General features: G+C 59.1%; 17 protein-coding genes. 9 read left to right on the forward strand and 8 right to left on the reverse strand.

Translation table 11 applies throughout. The annotated features are described in order from the left end of the window. Positions 1-30: 30 nt before the first annotated feature. Both KGA98_RS25755 and KGA98_RS25760 read left to right on the forward strand, forming a co-directional pair. Entirely contained in the window at positions 31-756 is a 726-nt protein-coding gene (locus tag KGA98_RS25755; protein ID WP_223504413.1) for an MBL fold metallo-hydrolase, read from the forward strand. A 70-nt stretch (positions 757-826) separates the two neighbouring features. Then, the gene (locus tag KGA98_RS25760) at positions 827-1,078 is read left to right on the forward strand and encodes a phosphopantetheine-containing protein (protein ID WP_090453753.1); all 252 of its coding nucleotides are present in this window, start codon (positions 827-829) and stop codon (positions 1,076-1,078) included. A gap of 87 nt (positions 1,079-1,165) precedes the next feature. Here KGA98_RS25760 and KGA98_RS28460 read toward each other — a convergent pair whose 3' ends face one another. Together KGA98_RS28460 and ptrR are read right to left on the reverse strand one after the other, a co-directional pair. Next, positions 1,166-1,294, reverse strand: coding sequence for a PA1414 family protein (locus KGA98_RS28460; protein WP_007972508.1), 129 nt, complete (start codon positions 1,292-1,294; stop codon positions 1,166-1,168). A gap of 135 nt (positions 1,295-1,429) precedes the next feature. Continuing rightward, complete coding sequence (gene ptrR, locus KGA98_RS25765) at positions 1,430-2,323, reverse strand: putrescine utilization regulator PtrR (RefSeq protein WP_223504415.1); 894 nt, start codon at positions 2,321-2,323, stop codon at positions 1,430-1,432. A 104-nt stretch (positions 2,324-2,427) separates the two neighbouring features. Between ptrR and KGA98_RS25770 the strand changes: the two genes are divergently transcribed. Then, positions 2,428-3,609, forward strand: coding sequence for an MFS transporter (locus KGA98_RS25770; protein WP_223504418.1), 1,182 nt, complete (start codon positions 2,428-2,430; stop codon positions 3,607-3,609). Here KGA98_RS25770 and KGA98_RS25775 read toward each other — a convergent pair. Continuing rightward, positions 3,554-4,486: a DMT family transporter gene (locus tag KGA98_RS25775; RefSeq protein WP_057715964.1), complete on the reverse strand. Its 933-nt coding sequence runs from the start codon at positions 4,484-4,486 to the stop codon at positions 3,554-3,556. The genes KGA98_RS25770 and KGA98_RS25775 overlap by 56 nt on opposite strands. Before the next feature lie 196 nt (positions 4,487-4,682). After that, positions 4,683-5,519, reverse strand: coding sequence for a S1 RNA-binding domain-containing protein (locus tag KGA98_RS25780; RefSeq protein ID WP_056721413.1), 837 nt, complete (start codon positions 5,517-5,519; stop codon positions 4,683-4,685). Positions 5,520-5,870: 351 nt separating this feature from the next. On the opposite strand from KGA98_RS25780, the gene KGA98_RS25785 reads away from it, so the two are divergent. The 3 genes from KGA98_RS25785 to KGA98_RS25795 all read left to right on the forward strand — a co-directional run bounded on the left by KGA98_RS25785 (position 5,871) and on the right by KGA98_RS25795 (position 7,935). After that, positions 5,871-6,059: a hypothetical protein gene (locus KGA98_RS25785; protein ID WP_015096330.1), complete on the forward strand. Its 189-nt coding sequence runs from the start codon at positions 5,871-5,873 to the stop codon at positions 6,057-6,059. Positions 6,060-6,265: 206 nt separating this feature from the next. Then, the gene (locus tag KGA98_RS25790) at positions 6,266-6,988 is read left to right on the forward strand and encodes a TorF family putative porin (protein ID WP_057715965.1); all 723 of its coding nucleotides are present in this window, start codon (positions 6,266-6,268) and stop codon (positions 6,986-6,988) included. A gap of 77 nt (positions 6,989-7,065) precedes the next feature. Next, entirely contained in the window at positions 7,066-7,935 is an 870-nt protein-coding gene (locus KGA98_RS25795; protein ID WP_223504420.1) for a DUF6279 family lipoprotein, read from the forward strand. A gap of 122 nt (positions 7,936-8,057) precedes the next feature. Here KGA98_RS25795 and KGA98_RS25800 read toward each other — a convergent pair whose 3' ends face one another. Continuing rightward, positions 8,058-8,450 carry a transcriptional regulator gene (locus tag KGA98_RS25800; RefSeq protein WP_223504422.1) on the reverse strand — a complete coding sequence of 131 codons (393 nt, stop codon included), beginning with the start codon at positions 8,448-8,450 and terminating at the stop codon, positions 8,058-8,060. 194 nt (positions 8,451-8,644) lie between these two features. On the opposite strand from KGA98_RS25800, the gene KGA98_RS25805 reads away from it, so the two are divergent. Next, entirely contained in the window at positions 8,645-9,379 is a 735-nt protein-coding gene (locus tag KGA98_RS25805; protein ID WP_223504424.1) for a DUF899 domain-containing protein, read from the forward strand. 127 nt (positions 9,380-9,506) lie between these two features. Here the strand turns inward: KGA98_RS25805 and KGA98_RS25810 are convergent, their stop codons facing one another. After that, positions 9,507-10,847 carry a DEAD/DEAH box helicase gene (locus KGA98_RS25810; protein ID WP_007972492.1) on the reverse strand — a complete coding sequence of 447 codons (1,341 nt, stop codon included), beginning with the start codon at positions 10,845-10,847 and terminating at the stop codon, positions 9,507-9,509. A gap of 192 nt (positions 10,848-11,039) precedes the next feature. Here KGA98_RS25810 and KGA98_RS25815 point away from each other — a divergent pair, with 192 nt between their 5' ends. Next, a complete protein-coding gene (locus tag KGA98_RS25815) occupies positions 11,040-12,338 on the forward strand; it encodes a mechanosensitive ion channel family protein (RefSeq protein ID WP_223504427.1) in 1,299 nt (432 codons plus the stop codon). A 131-nt stretch (positions 12,339-12,469) separates the two neighbouring features. Here KGA98_RS25815 and KGA98_RS25820 read toward each other — a convergent pair whose 3' ends face one another. Beyond that, the gene (locus KGA98_RS25820) at positions 12,470-13,114 is read right to left on the reverse strand and encodes a hydrolase (protein ID WP_108218556.1); all 645 of its coding nucleotides are present in this window, start codon (positions 13,112-13,114) and stop codon (positions 12,470-12,472) included. 158 nt (positions 13,115-13,272) lie between these two features. On the opposite strand from KGA98_RS25820, the gene KGA98_RS25825 reads away from it, so the two are divergent. Beyond that, positions 13,273-14,160, forward strand: coding sequence for a LysR family transcriptional regulator (locus KGA98_RS25825; RefSeq protein WP_223504429.1), 888 nt, complete (start codon positions 13,273-13,275; stop codon positions 14,158-14,160). A gap of 55 nt (positions 14,161-14,215) precedes the next feature. Here the strand turns inward: KGA98_RS25825 and KGA98_RS25830 are convergent, their stop codons facing one another. Beyond that, positions 14,216-15,082 (reverse strand): carboxylate/amino acid/amine transporter, encoded by an 867-nt coding sequence (locus KGA98_RS25830; RefSeq protein ID WP_223504432.1) that lies wholly within the window; start codon positions 15,080-15,082, stop codon positions 14,216-14,218. Between the last annotated feature and the right edge of the window lie 157 nt (positions 15,083-15,239).

Raw genomic sequence — 15,239 nt, forward strand, 5'->3', positions numbered from 1 at the left:
CTCGTTTTTTTTCGTCTGGAGAAAACGTTCATGAAGATTGTTTCTCGTGACCAGTGGTTCGAGGTGAAATCGCTCAGCGACGGCATCCGCCTGATCCACGAGCCGTACATCCGGCCTTTCTACCGCTGCAACCTCTGGTACATCCAGGGCCGTGACAAAGACCTGCTGCTCGACAGCGGTTCAGGCTTGGTCAGTCTGCGCGAGCAACTGCCGTGGATCACCGAACGGCCGCTGGTGGCTGTTGCCAGCCACTGCCATTTCGATCACATCGCCGGTCATCACGAATTCGCTGAACGGCTGGTGCATCCGGCCGAGGCGGACATTCTCGCGGCACCCGATGGCAACAACGACCTGAGCAAAGCCTTTGTCGGCGACGACATGTTCGAGGCGCACCCCGATTGCCCGCTGTGCTACGCCGAATACCGGGTCAAGGCCGCACCGGCCACGGGGTTTGTCGAAGATGGCGATGTGCTGGACCTGGGCAACCGGGTGTTGCAGGTCGTGCACACACCGGGACACTCGCCCGGTGGCATCTGCCTGTACGAAGCCGCCACAGAGACCTTGTTCAGCGGCGACATCATCTACGACGGCCCGTTGATCGAAGATGCCTACCACTCCAATCTCGATGACTACGCCCGCAGCCTGCAACGTTTGCGCACGCTATCGATCCGCACGGTGCATGGCGGGCACTTCGGCAGTTTTTCCGGGGAGCATTTGCGTAGCATGATCGACCAATGGCAGCGCTCACACGGCTAAAGCCTGCTGTACTCAACGGCAGGAACTGCACCGGCAGGGAGAACTGAACCCACCTCCTCGAAGAACGATCATGAAAGAAGCTGCCCTTCGTGCTGTCGTACATCGCTACATCAGCCGCCTGCTGGAAGGTCGGGATGACTTCGACGACAACGCCAGCCTGGCGCAGTTGGGATTGGATAAAAATGATATCGAAGAACTGATCTTCCATCTGGAAGATGAGCTGGGTGTCACGGCGTTTACCGTGGAAGAAGACCGGATGCTCAAGACCGCCAGGACGGCGAATGATTTGAGCAGGTTCTTGCTGGAGATCGAACGGTACTAAGTCTGGTAATCAAACGTACACGAAGCGGCAAGGGAGCTTGCTCCCTCGCCACGGGAAAACCTTTCACCTGTCAGAAGTTATCTGCCATTACCGGCGCCGCTGCTGGCGCCGACGTTGTTCGTCGTCAGTACGAACAGGAACGGGTTGCAGAGGCGGCTCGATCAAACCGAGAGCAACGCCCAAGTCATGCAGCCAGTTTTGGATTTTCTCTTTCATGGTGCCCCCTTCAGGGTAGTGCCGAGCGGCCAAAGTACTGTAGCCCCTTCGTACAGATAATAGTCCGAAGTCCTACGCAATGCTCGCGCAAAGTCACAATGATCTGTTACTGAATCCATCAAAATCAGCCTGCGTTCAGGCAATGTCCTGCACCCGTACATGTGCCGGTGGAAAAACCACCTGTTGCTGCTCGATCCAGGCATTCAGGTTGGCCCCGACCATGCCCTTGCGCCACATCAGCCAGGTAGTAGCACTGGCGAACGGTTCGGCCAAAGGATGTACGGCCACACTCTCACGGCCCGGCAGACTGGCGAGCATCGACTCCGACATCAGCGCCACACCGGAACCGGCAATTACACACGCCAACATTCCCGGATAGGACTCGATCTCCATCGCCCGGCCCATGGCCGCATGATCATGGGCGAACCAGGCTTCCAGGCGCATGCGGTAGGAGCAGCCCTGGCGAAAGGTGAACACCGAGCGACCTTGCACATCCAGCGCGCTGCGCACGGGCGGATGGTCGGCCTCGCTGATCAGCACCAGGCGCTCGTCGCACAAGGGCACCCCGTCGAGTCCGGCCAGTTCCAGCGGGCCATCCACCAGCGCCGCATCGAGTCGACCGGTGAGCAGGCCTTCGAGCAGTTCACCGCTGGGGCCGGATTGTACTTGCAGGTTCACCGCCGGATACAAACGGTGGTAATGCGCCAATAGTCCCGGAAGGTGAATCGCCGCCGTGCTGTACATGGTGCCGAGCACGAAGTCTCCCGCCGGTTGCCCGCCCTGCACCGCCGCGCTGGCTTCATCGCGCAAGGCAAACAGCCTGGCGGTGTAGTCCAGCAGGACTTTTCCCGCAGGCGACAACTGCAAGCGCTGACGTTCGCGCAGGAACAGTTCGACACCCAATTGCTCTTCCAGCTGTTTGAGCCGGGTCGACAGGTTCGACGGCACTCGATGTAGCCGTTCGGCGGCACGGGTTATGGATCCTTCCTCTGCCACCGCCTGGAAGATGCGCAATTGGCTGAACTCCACGACATTCTCCAAAAAAGAACAAGTTACTCACTATTATTCATTTTTAAAGAAAGTCAATCAGTCCTAGCCTGACGGTCATTGATCCTCCAGACGGACTCCAGACCATGTCTCCCCTGATCCGCTTATCCGCCAGCTTCGTTGCCCTGATGATGGCCATGGGCATCGGCCGTTTTGCCCTGACACCACAACTGCCGCACCTGCTCAGCGAAGGCCAGATCGACCTGACTGCCGCCGGGCTGATCGCCGCCGCCAACTACCTCGGTTATTTCATCGGCGCAGTGGATGCCATGTTTTCCCGGCGTCCGGCACAAGTGCGCCGACGCTTGTTCGGCGGATTGTGGCTGTGCGTGCTGCTGACCCTGGCGTCGTTCTGGGCCAATGGTTTCTGGTCGCACCTGTTGCTGCGCTTCGGCACCGGCGTGGCCAGCGCCTGGGTGTTGGTGATGATTACCGCCCTGAGCCAACCCCTCGCGGCAGCGGCCGGTCGTCCTCGGCTCGGAGCCCTGGTCTTCGCCGGACCCGGTTTGGGGATTTTTCTGACAGGTCTGTTGGCCCTGGGCTCGAATCTGCTGGGCCAGACTTCCGCCACCTTGTGGCTGGTGTACGCCGCCACGGGGCTGGCGATGCTGCTGGGGATCCTGCCGTTCCTGCCACAACCGAGTGTCACCGAGACTGCTGCACCCGGCGCCAGCGCCTCGGGCAATCAAGGCATCGGTCGTCTTGGCTGGATCTATGCCTTGTACGGATTGGGCTACATCATTCCGGCGACCTTTTTGTCGCAAATGGCCAACGCGCAATTCCATGGCCAATGGCAGGCCGACCTGTTCTGGCCGTGCTTTGGTCTTGCCGCTGCCATGGGGGTGGTGCTAGTGAGTCTGCGTGGGCAAAAACCTGGCGCCACGGGTCACTGGCTGATGGCGACGTTATGGCTGCAAGCCGCTGGCGTGTTCGCTTGCCTGCTGGGCAACGGTCCAGGCCTGGCGTTGGGTGTGATCCTGTGCGGCACGCCGTTCCTGGCCTGTATGCAACTGGTGATGCAACGCTCCCGGGAACTGGCGCCCCATGCCACCCAGCGCAATGCCGGCCTGCTGACAGCCTGCTTTGCCGTGGGCCAGCTCAGCGGGCCATTGCTGGCGGCGCTGAGTAGTCATTTCAGTGGCGGTTTACAGCCGGCACTGGTGGTCGCCGGCTGCGGCTTGTTGATCGCCGGCGGTCTATTGCTCGCGCCGGTCAATGCTGCCCGAGGGCTTTGCGCAAACGACGGCGCAACCACTGCTCGGCGCTGACAAAAGTGATGCCCGCCAATACCAGCACGGCACCGATGACAAAGTTCAGGCTCAGTTCCTCGCCGAGCAGTACCACACCGAAGGTGACGCCGAACAACGGCGTCATGAACGAAAACACCGCAAGGTTGGCCGCCAGGTAACGGCGCAGCAGCCAGAACCAGACCAGGTAACTGAAGAACGACACGACCACGCCCTGAAACAGCACACTGGCCACCGCCACATGGGTCAGGCTGACATGGGTAATCTGGCCGCTGAGCAGCGCAATCAACAACAAACCGAAGAAGCCGACAATCAACTGATAGAACAGCGTCAGGGTCACCGGCGCTTCCGACAAGCGCGAGGCGCGCACCACCACCGTGGTCGCGCCCCAGGCGGCACCCGCCAGCACACCCAAGGCATCGCCCATCAACATGCGGTAATCAAGGTTGTCCCAGGACACCCCGCCGGCAAACGCGATGGCAATCCCGATAAACGCCAGGACAATCCCCAGCCATTGCAAGGGCCGCAATCGCTCACTGGGCAGCAACCAGTGCACCCCCAATGCGGTGAAGATCGGCGCGGTGTAGAGGAACACCGACATGTGCGCCGCCGTGGTCAGTTGCAGGCCTTCGGAAATGAAGAAGAACTCCAGGCCGAACAAGGCACCGGCCAACAGACCGCCGCGCCAGGTCGTACCTACCTGGTTCCAGCCGCCCTTCCAGCAGATCAGCAGCCCGACCAGCAACGCCGACATACCGGAACGTCCGGCCGCCTGCATCACCGGCGCGATATCGGCCGCCGCCCACTTGATCATCACCTGCTGCACGCCCCAGATCAGGCACAACCCGACCATCACTTGCAGGGCAAACCCGTCGGCGCTGCGCCGGGTGGCGCTCACCGGAACACCTCGAAGACACAATCCATGGCAAAGACTCGGCAGAAAAAAAACAAAACCCCGGCCTTCTCGTTGAAAAGAAAACACCGGGGCGAAGAATCATGTTGTCGATTATTAACCAGAAGGCCAGAAAATGCCGCCCGCCAGAGACCTCTACTTCTCTGCTTGCGCCATCCCGGCCCTCTGTCGTGTCAGCGCATCAACTGAGTTCGATACGATCGGCATGAATGACAATCTGGCCGTTCTTGTACAACGCACCGATGGCCTTCTTGAAGTTGCCCTTGCTGACACCGAACAGACTGCTGATCAACGCCGGATCGCTCTTGTCGCTCACCGCCAGGCTGCCGTTGTTTTCGCGCAACTTGGCGAGGATCTTCGAGTTCAGGCTGGTGGCCGCTTCCTGGCCGACCGGTTGCAGGCTCAGGCTGATCTTGCCGTCGGCGCGAACTTCCTTGATGAAGCCCTTTTCTTCTTTACCGGCGCGCATGAACTTGAAGATTTCGTTCTTGTGGATCAGGCCCCAATGCTTGTTGTTGATGATGGCCTTGAAACCCATGTCCGTGGCTTCGGCCACCAGCAGATCCACTTCCTGGCCCGCGGTGTAGTTGGCCGGGGTCTTGTCCAGGTAGCGGTCCAGGCGCGCGGTCGCGGTGATGCGACGGGTGTGCTTGTCGAGATAGACGTGCACCACCACATACTCGCCCGCCGTCATCTGGCGCTTCTCTTCGGAGAACGGCAGCAACAGGTCTTTCGGCAACCCCCAGTCCAGGAATACGCCGATGCTGTTGACTTCAACAACTTTCAAACTGGCGAATTCACCGACTTGAACTTTCGGTTTTTCAGTAGTTGCGATGAGTTTGTCATCGCTGTCCAGATAAATAAAAACGTTGAGCCAGTCTTCATCTTCGGTAGGAATATCTTTTGGAATATAACGATTAGGCAGAAGGATTTCGCCATCCGCGCCACCGTCCAGATATAAACCGAAGTTAGTGTGTTTAACCACTTGCAAACTGTTGTAACGCCCGACTAAAGCCATGTCCAATACCCTCATTGCGTGGGCGGCATTCTACCCGGTTTTAAGCGCCGCGTTCGGCAGCCGGCCCGGTGGTGCGAGAAAATCTCCCTGAAGCCCTTAATTTTCCCGGGTTTTCATCGCACCTCGTCCGCTCGTCAGGCCGTTCCGGGCATTTACGCCATGCCCAGGCAAGCGTGACGCGGTATTTTTCCAGGCAATGTTATTAGTTAAAACAGCGGCTTAGGTGCATATTTCTAATATTGGCCGGGGACTAATTACCCCGAGCTCACGAATATGCCGAGGGGATATTTGCCAAGCAATTATCAGGCAATTCCTGTACGATGCCTGGCCAAGTTAATTTTCTACAGGTTAATGGCCGCCATGCGCGTAAAAGCATCCACCAGCAAAGCAAAGCCAGCTCCAGCCGTCGAAACCAGCGAATCGATCAACAGCCAGATCGCTGCGTTCCTCAAGTCCGGCGGTGAAATCCAGCAAATTGCCAAAGGCGTCAGCGGCCAGACGTTCGGCCCGTCCAAGCAGATCACCCTGGGCAAAAAGTAATCCCCTCGCGTCACCTGGTCCCAAAGCGCTTTGAGCTTCGAAGCGCTTGGACTGGAACCCTCGTTACTCCTCCGGCACTCCCTCAAATCCCGTAGAAATCGACGAACGGCCTTCATTGCCGATTATTCGCCGGTATCCTTGCACACGTCTGGATCAAGCGTTTCAGCGGGTTCACCAGCCTGCCCTCGCAGTTCATGGAGTGACGCATGCTCAAATCTTTCTACCTTTCGGCATTGCTCGGCAGCCTGCTGGCATGCTCCGTAGCACAGGCACAAATCTTTCAGCGTGAGCTGGGGGGCTTCGACCTCAAGCTTGGCACCACCCCCACCCGCAGCATGGCCCAGGGCCTGGTCAAACCCTCGGCCGTCGGCTCGTTTCACGGTGGTCTGGACCTGAGCCACGACAGCGGTTTCTACGTGGGCCAATGGTCGCCCAGCATGGGCATCAGCCCGGGGAAAGACCTCGAGATCGACTCCTACATGGGTTTTAAACAACCCTTCGACCAAACCCTCGGCTACGAAGTGGGCTTGATCCGCTACAGCTACCCCGAAGTCACGACCCCTGACAGCCAGGAACTCTTCGGCGGCCTGACCTTGCTCGGCAGCCGTTTCGGCATCGCCTTCAGCAATGACCCGGACAAACAGAACAACACCCTGTTCGCTGACTTGAGCGGCAATCAACCGTTCGGTGTCGGCATCAGCCTGAAATACACCACCCACCAATTCAATACGCCAGTGGCGGTGGATGGCGGGTATGTAGGCAGTTTTACCGATTGGTCGCTGAAATTGTCCCGCCCGTTCATGGGCATCGACCTTGACCTGATCTACAGTGACTCCAGCCTGAACGGCAGCGGTTGCTCGGCCTATGCCGGGCACAACAGCCAGTGCGACGGGCTGGTGACGCTCAAGGCCGAACACGCGTTCTATTGATCGGCTGAACTGCCGGGCTCCTCCCGGGTTCACATGAGAATCAGACCCCGAAGACTGGCTTTCGCAAGGAATCGCCCATGTCCCGCTGGTTCAAACATTTCGCCGTTGTGTTGACCGTTACCCTCGCCCTCGGCGCGTGCAGCCGCGTGGGCCTGGCCTACCGCAATCTCGATGTGATCATCCCCTGGACGCTCAGCGACTACCTGGACATGAACGGCGAGCAGAAAAGCTGGCTGGACGAGCGCCTGAAGGAACACCTGAGCTGGCACTGCACCACCCAACTGCCCGACTATCTCGACTGGCTGGACCGCCTGCAAACCATGGTCGCTACCAACCAGGTCACCGATGCCGCCTTGCAGGCCCGCGCCCACGAAGCCGAACAGGCGATCGCAGAGACCGCGCGAGAAATCACCCCGTCGGCCATCGAGTTGCTGCAAAGGCTGGATGACAAGCAAGTCGCCGAAATGAACGACGCCTTCGCCAAGGACCGGCGCAAACGCCAGGAGGAATACCTCAAACCCTCCCTCGACCAGCAGATCAAGGAGCGCGGCGCGCGCATGGAGAAGCGCCTGAATGACTGGCTCGGGCCACTGAGCACCACCCAGCAACAGCGGGTAGCCACATGGTCCAGCGCCTTGGGCGATCAGAACACCCAGTGGCTTGCCAACCGGGTCCATTGGCAGAAGCAGTTCAGCGCGGCCGTTGCCCAACGCCAGAGTCCACAATTCCCACAACGAATCGAGACACTTCTGATCAATCGTGAGAAGTTGTGGACACCCGCCTATCGACAGGCATTTGCCAACACCGAAGCCCAGGCGCGTTCACTGTTCGTGGATCTGATGGCTGAAAGCACGCCGAACCAGCGCGCACGTTTGCTGAAGAAAATTGAAGGTGTGAGGAAGGACTTCAACGACTTGAAGTGCCTGAAAGCGGCGAAACAAGACTGACTGCAACACAAGACGCATGTAGGAGCGAGCCTGCTCGCGATTGCGGTGCGTCAGTCAACATCAATACTGAAGCTGAAATCGCTATCGCGAGCCTGCTCGCTCCCACAGGGGATCACACAACATCAGGCAATCTGCGCTTTCGACGCTACCTCATCAAACGTCATCTCATCCAGCGCATCCTCCTGCTCGTCCAGCACCTGCCGCGGGTGATCATTGCCGGGAATACTGCTGTCGATCAGGCTCAACAAACGCGAACCCCGCGCCGTCAGAATGTAATTGGTGCCCGTGCCACCTTCGTCTTCAGGTCGCGGCGCGATATAGCCACGCGACAACAGTAACTTTTCGTACTCTCCAGCCACCGTTTTCAAGTGATCAAGATTTTCAATCGGTTCGCCTTCCGCGGCCTTCTGCGCGGCATGCTGTTCGGCGTAAGGCCGCGGCGTGAAGCTGTGGCCCGCGCTGTTTTGCACTTCATGCAGCAAGCGTTCAATCAAGTCCCAGTTGTAAGTCGTCATCCTGATTCAACCTCCGGTGTCGGTTCGATTGATGCCCGTGCAATTGAACGGGCCTTACAGGTTGTGACCGGTACGCCCGGCCACCGTTCAGCCGGGCGTTTGCAGACGACCGACCGGCGGTATGTCGAAATCCATGCAAGCCAAACGACTAGGCTGTGTAAGTCACCTCCCCGCCCCACGCAGGAGAAAACAACATGAACATTCAGAACCATCCCGTCGTATCGCGGGAAGAATGGGTCGCCGCCCGCAAAGAGCACCTGGCCCACGAAAAAGCCTTCACCAGGGAAAGGGACAGACTCAGCGCCGAACGCCGCGCCCTGCCCTGGGTGAAAATCGACAAGGACTACCACTTCCAGGGACCCGACGGCGAACTGAAACTGGCGGACCTGTTCGGGGGGCGCAGCCAGTTGGTCATCTACCACTTCATGTTCGCCGAGGGCTGGGATGAGGGCTGCCCCGGTTGCTCGTACCTGAGCGATCACATCGACGGCGCTAACCAGCACCTGGCCCACCATGACGTGGCCGTGGTAGCGGTTTCCCACGCACCGTTCGCCGAATTCCAGGCGTTCAAACGGCGCATGGGCTGGAAGTTCGACTGGGTATCGTCCGAAGGCTGCGATTTCAACTACGACTTTGGCGTCACCGCCCGAGCCGAAGACGTCGCCGCCGGAAAGGCTACATACAACTACGAAAAAACCGACGGTGCCGAGGAGGAACTCCCCGGTCTCAGCGTGTTTTATCGCAATGACGCCGGCGAAATTTTCCATACCTACTCCACCTATGCCCGGGGCCTGGACATGCTTGTCGGCGCCTACAACTACCTGGACCTGACGCCCAAGGGTCGCAACGAAGACGAAATCATGGAGTGGGTGCGGCATCATGATCGGTATGAGGAAAAAGCCAACTCTAGCTGTTGCCATGGGGGATGATTCTGCAGGACCGAGGCGCGGCCTTCGCGGGCAAGCCTGGTCCCACAGGGTTCGTGTAGAGCTTGCGATTTGTGGGCATAAAAAAACCGGACATGGGTCCGGTTTTTTTGAGGCTCGCTACGGTACTTTATTCAGCCGCCGGTGCTTCCGGCTTGCGGCGCTTGAGCGGGGCCATGCCGTCCTTGCTGACCAGGGAATCGCTCTTCGGCCGGTTCGCGCTCTTGCGCTTGGTCGGGGTCTTGGCGGCAGTTTTCTTCTTGTCACCCTTGGCGTCGGTCTTTTTCTTCTTCACGCCGACGGCCTTGCCCGAGGCCTTGACCTTTTTAGGTCCGCCGTAGGTGCCTTTGACTTCCTTGATGGTGCGGCGCTCGAAGCTCTGCTTGAGGTAGCGTTCGATGCTCGACATCAGGTTCCAGTCGCCATGGCAGATCAGTGAAATCGCCAGGCCATCGTTACCGGCGCGACCGGTACGACCGATACGGTGCACGTATTCGTCGCCGCTGCGCGGCATGTCGAAGTTGATCACCAGGTCCAGGCCATCTACGTCCAGACCGCGAGCGGCGACGTCGGTGGCCACGAGGATTTTCACGCCGCCCTGCTTAAGGCGGTCGATCGCCAGTTTGCGATCCTTCTGGTCTTTCTCGCCGTGCAGCACGAACGCTTTGTATTCCTGCGCCACCAGGCGGCCGTAGATACGGTCGGCCATGGCCCGGGTGTTGGTGAAGACGATGGCCTTCTGGTAGGTCTCGTTGGCCAGCAGCCAGTTGACGATCTGTTCTTTGTGCTGGTTGTGGTCAGCGGTGATGATCTGCTGGCGGGTGGTGTCGTTCAGCTGGCTGACCGCATTGAGCTGCAAGTGCTCAGGGTTGTTCAGGACTTTGGCGATCATCTCGCGCAGGCCCGAACCACCGGTGGTGGCAGAGAACAGCATGGTCTGCTGACGGTTGGTGCACTCGTCCACCAGACGCTGAACGTCTTCGGCGAAGCCCATGTCGAGCATGCGGTCGGCTTCGTCGAGCACCAGGACTTCAACTTCTTTCAAGTCGAGGTTGCCGGCGTTCAACTGTTCGATCATCCGGCCTGGCGTACCGATCAGGATGTCCGGCACCTTGCGCAACATCGCGGCCTGGACCTTGAAGTCTTCGCCGCCGGTGATCAGGCCGGACTTGATGAAGGTGAACTGCGAGAAGCGTTCAACTTCTTTCAAGGTCTGTTGGGCCAGTTCGCGGGTCGGCAGCAGGATCAGGGTCTTGATGCTGACGCGGATTTTCGCCGGGCCGATCAGACGGTTGAGGATGGGCAAAACGAATGCAGCGGTTTTGCCGCTACCGGTTTGCGCCGTCACCCGCAGGTCACGCCCCTGGAGCGCCAGCGGGATGGCCGCGGCTTGCACAGGCGTTGGCTCGACAAATTTCAGCTCGGCCACGGCTTTGAGCAGGCGTTCGTGCAGGGCGAATTGGGAAAACACGGGTGCTACCTCGAAGAAATGCAAAAAAACAGCTGCATAGGGTAACGGTTTCGAGCGCTCAGGCCGAGTTTCTTTATACAAATGGCGGTAAACAGTTGGTTTTTTGTTGCCTGATTTTTCCCGAAACGTAATACAAAGCGTCTTAAATGCTCTAATCCCCTCTCGCGCCTTACAGAAGAATCGTTTTCGACCATGGATATCAAACAGCTCTGGACCAACGTCCTGGACCTTTGGGGTGCCCTCGACCAGCACCCGCTCGTGCACTCCAGCCTGTCGCTGTTGCTGCTGTTGGCAATTGCGCTGTTCCTCGGACGGGTGGCGCGCTACCTCATTCTGCACGCGGCAAAAATGCTCAGTCGCCAGCCGGCCCTGCACTGGGTCAATGATTTTCTACAGAACAAGGTGTTCCATCGCCTGGCCCAGATCACGCCTTCGCTGGTGATCCAGTTCGGCCTCAATCTGGTGCCGGACCTGAGCAAAACCGGCCTGAATTTCCTCGGCAATGTCGCGCTGTCCTTCACCTTCCTATTTCTGCTGCTGGCGGTCAGCGCCCTGCTCAATGCCCTGCTGGATATCTACGCCCGCACCGAACACGCCCGCACCCGCTCGATCAAGGGCTATGTGCAACTGGCGAATTTGGTGTTGTACGTGTTTGGCGCGATCATCATCGTCGCTACGCTGATCGACCGCTCGCCGCTGTTGCTGCTGTCGGGCCTGGGTGCCATGTCGGCGGTGATTCTGTTGGTCTACAAGGACACGCTGCTGTCGTTCGTCGCCAGCGTGCAATTGACCAGCAATGACATGCTGCGGGTCGGCGACTGGATCGAGATGCCCCAGGTGGGCGCCGACGGCGATGTGGTGGACATCACCTTGCACACGGTCAAGGTGCAGAACTTCGACAAGACCATCGTCTCGATCCCGACCTGGCGCCTGATGTCCGAGTCGTTCAAGAACTGGCGCGGCATGCAGGCGTCCGGCGGTCGCCGGATCAAGCGCAGCCTGTTCATCGATGCTAGCGGCGTACGCTTTCTGCGTGACGACGAGGAGTTGAAACTTTCCCAGGTGCACTTGCTCACCGACTACATGACCCGCAAACAGGCCGAACTCAAGGCCTGGAACGAAGCCCAGGGCAACGTCGCGGCCATGTCGGCCAACCGCCGGCGGATGACCAACATCGGCACGTTCCGCGCCTATGCGCTGGCCTACCTGAAGAGTCACCCGGAGATCCAGCCGAACATGACCTGCATGGTGCGCCAGATGCAGACCACGGCCCTGGGTATTCCGCTGGAAATCTATTGCTTTACCCGCACCACGGCGTGGGCCGACTACGAGCGGATTCAGGGGGATATTTTCGACTACCTGCTGGCGGTGCTGCCGGAGTTCGGGCTGAGCCTTTATCAGCAGCCGAGCGGAACGGATTTGCGGGCCGGGATATTGCCGGCGGTACTGGGCGCAAGCCATCTTCCCGAAGCTGAAAAACGCAGGATGTAACACCACAAAACCTGTGGGAGCGAGCCTGCTCGCGATGAGGGAGTGTCAGTCAACATATGTGTCGTCTGACAGTCCGCAATCGCGAGCAAGCTCGCTCCCACAGGGGTTACATCGTTTTCAGAATTTGCGGGTTACTTGACCTGCCGCTGTGGTGCCTTGTGCACCATGGTGTAGGCGTAATCCACGCCCATGCCGTACGCGCCGCTGTGCTCCAGCACCAGTTCCATCACTGCCTCGTAAGTATCCTTGTGCGCCCAGTCACGCTGGTATTCGAGCAACACTTGTTGCCAGGTCACCGGTACCGCGCCGGCCTGAATCATCCGTTGCACCGACATGTCGTGGGCTTCCTTGCTGGTGCCGCCGGAGGCGTCGGTGACGATGTACACCTCGTAGCCTTCAGCCAGGGCTTCCAGTGCCGGGAAGGTCAGGCAGACCTCGGTCCACAGCGCGGCAATGATCAGCTTCTTGCGACCGGTGGCTTTCACCGCGTCTACCAATGCCTTGTCTTCCCAGGAGTTCATCGAAGTGCGCTCGATCGGCTTTTGCTCCGGGTGCACAGCCAGCAATTCGGGCCAGATGTAACCGCTGAAGCTTTCGGTTTCGACCGAGGTGTAGATGGTCGGCACGTTGAAGATCTTGGCCGCCTTGGCCAGGCCCACGGTGTTGTTCTTCAGGGTCTGGCGATCGATGGACTGAACGCCGAATGCCATTTGCGGCTGATGGTCGATCAGGATCAGGGCGGAGTTGGTTGGGTTGAGCAGTTCACGAATAGACATGGCGCGTTCCTTTTGATGTCGATACTTCGAATGGGTAAGGGGTTAGTCGACGTTGCCTTCTGCGGCGTTGTTGTCGGCTTGGATGTCACTTTAGGGGCTAGCCATAAAAGGGACAATTACCTAAAATCGAGAATCATTGATTCCAAAAAAGGGACAATATGGATCGCATCGAATGCATGCGCGCCTTCGTCGTCACGGTTGGCGAGAACGGCTTCGCCGCAGCCGCCCGGGCCATGGACGTGCCGCGCTCGAAAGTCAGCAAACAGATTCAGGCGCTGGAAGAAGCCATCGGTGTGCAATTGCTGCAACGCACCACCCGCAGCCTGCACCTGACCGAGGCCGGAGCCGAATATTTCGATGCTGCACGGGAAGTGTTGGCGGCGCTGGACGAAGCCGAGCAACGCGCCCGTGACGGCATCGGCGAGTTACGCGGTGTGTTACGGGTCAATGCGCCAATGTCGTTCGGTCTTCGGCGGCTGGGGCCGTTGATTCCGCTGTTTCATGAGCAGAACCCGAACATCGAACTGCAACTGGTGCTCAGCGACCAGCAAGTCGATCCCGTGCGGGGCGGGTTTGACGTGACCATCCGCATCGCCAGCATGCCCGACTCGACGATGATTGCCCGGCAACTGGCGCCCGCGCCGCGCATCATGGTGGCGTCTCCTGCTTATCTCCAGCGCGCGGGCGTCCCGCAGACTCCGCAGGACCTGCGCGCCCATCAATGCCTGAACTACGGGTATCTGCAGAGCGGTGTCAGCCTGCAACTGTGCAATGGCAAGGAAACCCAGCGGGTGAACGTCACCGGCCCACTGCACGCCAACAATGGCGACCTGCTCGCCCAGGCCGCCGAAGCCGGCATGGGCATCGCCCTGCTGCCCGACTTCATCGTCGAGGATGCGCTGGCGGCCGGGCGACTGGTGCCAGTGTTGTGTGAATGGCAGGCTCCGGCGATCACCATCAATGCGGTGTATTCGTCGGCACGGCGGGTGCCGCAGAAGACCCGAGCGTTTATCGGGTTTCTGGTGGATCAATTGGCGCCGAAGTGATTTTTTGAAATCACACAATTTCCTGTAGGAGCGAGCAAGCTCGCTCCTACAAGGTTTAGTGAACGGCCAAAGGCTTGCGTATACCCAACCGACTAATCCACACCGCCAGCAATATCACCGAACCGCCGAGCAACAACCGCCCCAGTTCTTCGTGCTGGTTCCAGATCAGCAAATTGATCAACAACCCTACAGGCACATGCAGGTTGTTCATTACCGCCAGGGTCCCGCCGTTGACCAGACACGCGCCTTTGTTCCACCAGTAGAGCCCCAAAGCGGTCGAGACCAGGCCGAGGAACAGCAGCACACCCCATTGCAACGGCGCTTCGGGCAGGAAGTTCTGTTTGCCGAACAACAGAAACGCCGGCAATGCCACCGCCAGTGCGCCGAGGTAGAAGAAGCCGAAACGCCGGTAATGCGGCAGATCGCTCGGGTGGCGCGCGACCAGATGTTTATAGAGCACCTGCCCGGCGGCGTAGGTGAAGTTGGCCAGTTGCAGCAACATGAACCCCATGAAGAAGTCCGGGTTGATCCGGTCAAAGCGAATCACGGCCGCCCCCGCCACTGCCACCAGTGCCGCGACCAGGGCCCAGGGGTTGAAGCGACGATTCAGTGCATCTTCGATCAGGGTCACGTGCAGCGGCGTGAGGATCGTGAACAGCAACACTTCCGGCACCGTCAGTACGCGAAAGCTCAGGTACAGGCAGACGTAGGTCACGCCGAACTGCAACGCGCCGATCAATAGCATGCCACGCATGAATACCGGCTCTACCGAGCGCCAGCGGGTCAGCGGGATGAACACCAGCCCTGCCAGCAGCACGCGTACCAACACGGCGAAATAACTGTCGACATGACCGGCCAGGTATTCGCCGATCAAACTGAAGGAAAACGCCTGGATCAGCGTGACAAAAAGTAGATAGCCCATGCTCGCCTCATTTCGAATGGCGGCGACGATAGCGGGTTTTGCCTTGAATCGCGATCCCCAAGACCTGTCGGAAAACACGCAAAACCTTGTGGGAGCGGGCTTGCTCGCGAAAGCGGTGTGTCAGGCAACAATGGTATCGACTGACACGACGCTTTCG

Origin of the sequence: Pseudomonas sp. BF-R-24 (genome assembly GCF_019947335.1) — a bacterium.
GTDB lineage: Bacteria > Pseudomonadota > Gammaproteobacteria > Pseudomonadales > Pseudomonadaceae > Aquipseudomonas > Aquipseudomonas jessenii.

Excerpts from the sequence above, each read along its gene's own strand:
- KGA98_RS25805 (WP_223504424.1), top strand. The coding sequence starts at position 8,645 with ATGAACATTCAGAACCATCCCGTCGTATCGCGGGAAGAATGGGTCGCC.
- KGA98_RS25755 (WP_223504413.1), top strand. The coding sequence starts at position 31 with ATGAAGATTGTTTCTCGTGACCAGTGGTTCGAGGTGAAATCGCTCAGC.
- KGA98_RS25800 (WP_223504422.1), bottom strand. The coding sequence starts at position 8,450 with ATGACGACTTACAACTGGGACTTGATTGAACGCTTGCTGCATGAAGTG.
- KGA98_RS25795 (WP_223504420.1), top strand. The coding sequence starts at position 7,066 with ATGTCCCGCTGGTTCAAACATTTCGCCGTTGTGTTGACCGTTACCCTC.
- KGA98_RS25830 (WP_223504432.1), bottom strand. The coding sequence starts at position 15,082 with ATGGGCTATCTACTTTTTGTCACGCTGATCCAGGCGTTTTCCTTCAGT.
- KGA98_RS25770 (WP_223504418.1), top strand. The coding sequence starts at position 2,428 with ATGTCTCCCCTGATCCGCTTATCCGCCAGCTTCGTTGCCCTGATGATG.
- KGA98_RS25780 (WP_056721413.1), bottom strand. The coding sequence starts at position 5,519 with ATGGCTTTAGTCGGGCGTTACAACAGTTTGCAAGTGGTTAAACACACT.
- KGA98_RS25820 (WP_108218556.1), bottom strand. The coding sequence starts at position 13,114 with ATGTCTATTCGTGAACTGCTCAACCCAACCAACTCCGCCCTGATCCTG.
- KGA98_RS25785 (WP_015096330.1), top strand. The coding sequence starts at position 5,871 with ATGGCCGCCATGCGCGTAAAAGCATCCACCAGCAAAGCAAAGCCAGCT.
- KGA98_RS25825 (WP_223504429.1), top strand. The coding sequence starts at position 13,273 with ATGGATCGCATCGAATGCATGCGCGCCTTCGTCGTCACGGTTGGCGAG.
- KGA98_RS25815 (WP_223504427.1), top strand. The coding sequence starts at position 11,040 with ATGGATATCAAACAGCTCTGGACCAACGTCCTGGACCTTTGGGGTGCC.
- KGA98_RS25790 (WP_057715965.1), top strand. The coding sequence starts at position 6,266 with ATGCTCAAATCTTTCTACCTTTCGGCATTGCTCGGCAGCCTGCTGGCA.
- KGA98_RS25760 (WP_090453753.1), top strand. The coding sequence starts at position 827 with ATGAAAGAAGCTGCCCTTCGTGCTGTCGTACATCGCTACATCAGCCGC.
- KGA98_RS28460 (WP_007972508.1), bottom strand. The coding sequence starts at position 1,294 with ATGAAAGAGAAAATCCAAAACTGGCTGCATGACTTGGGCGTTGCTCTC.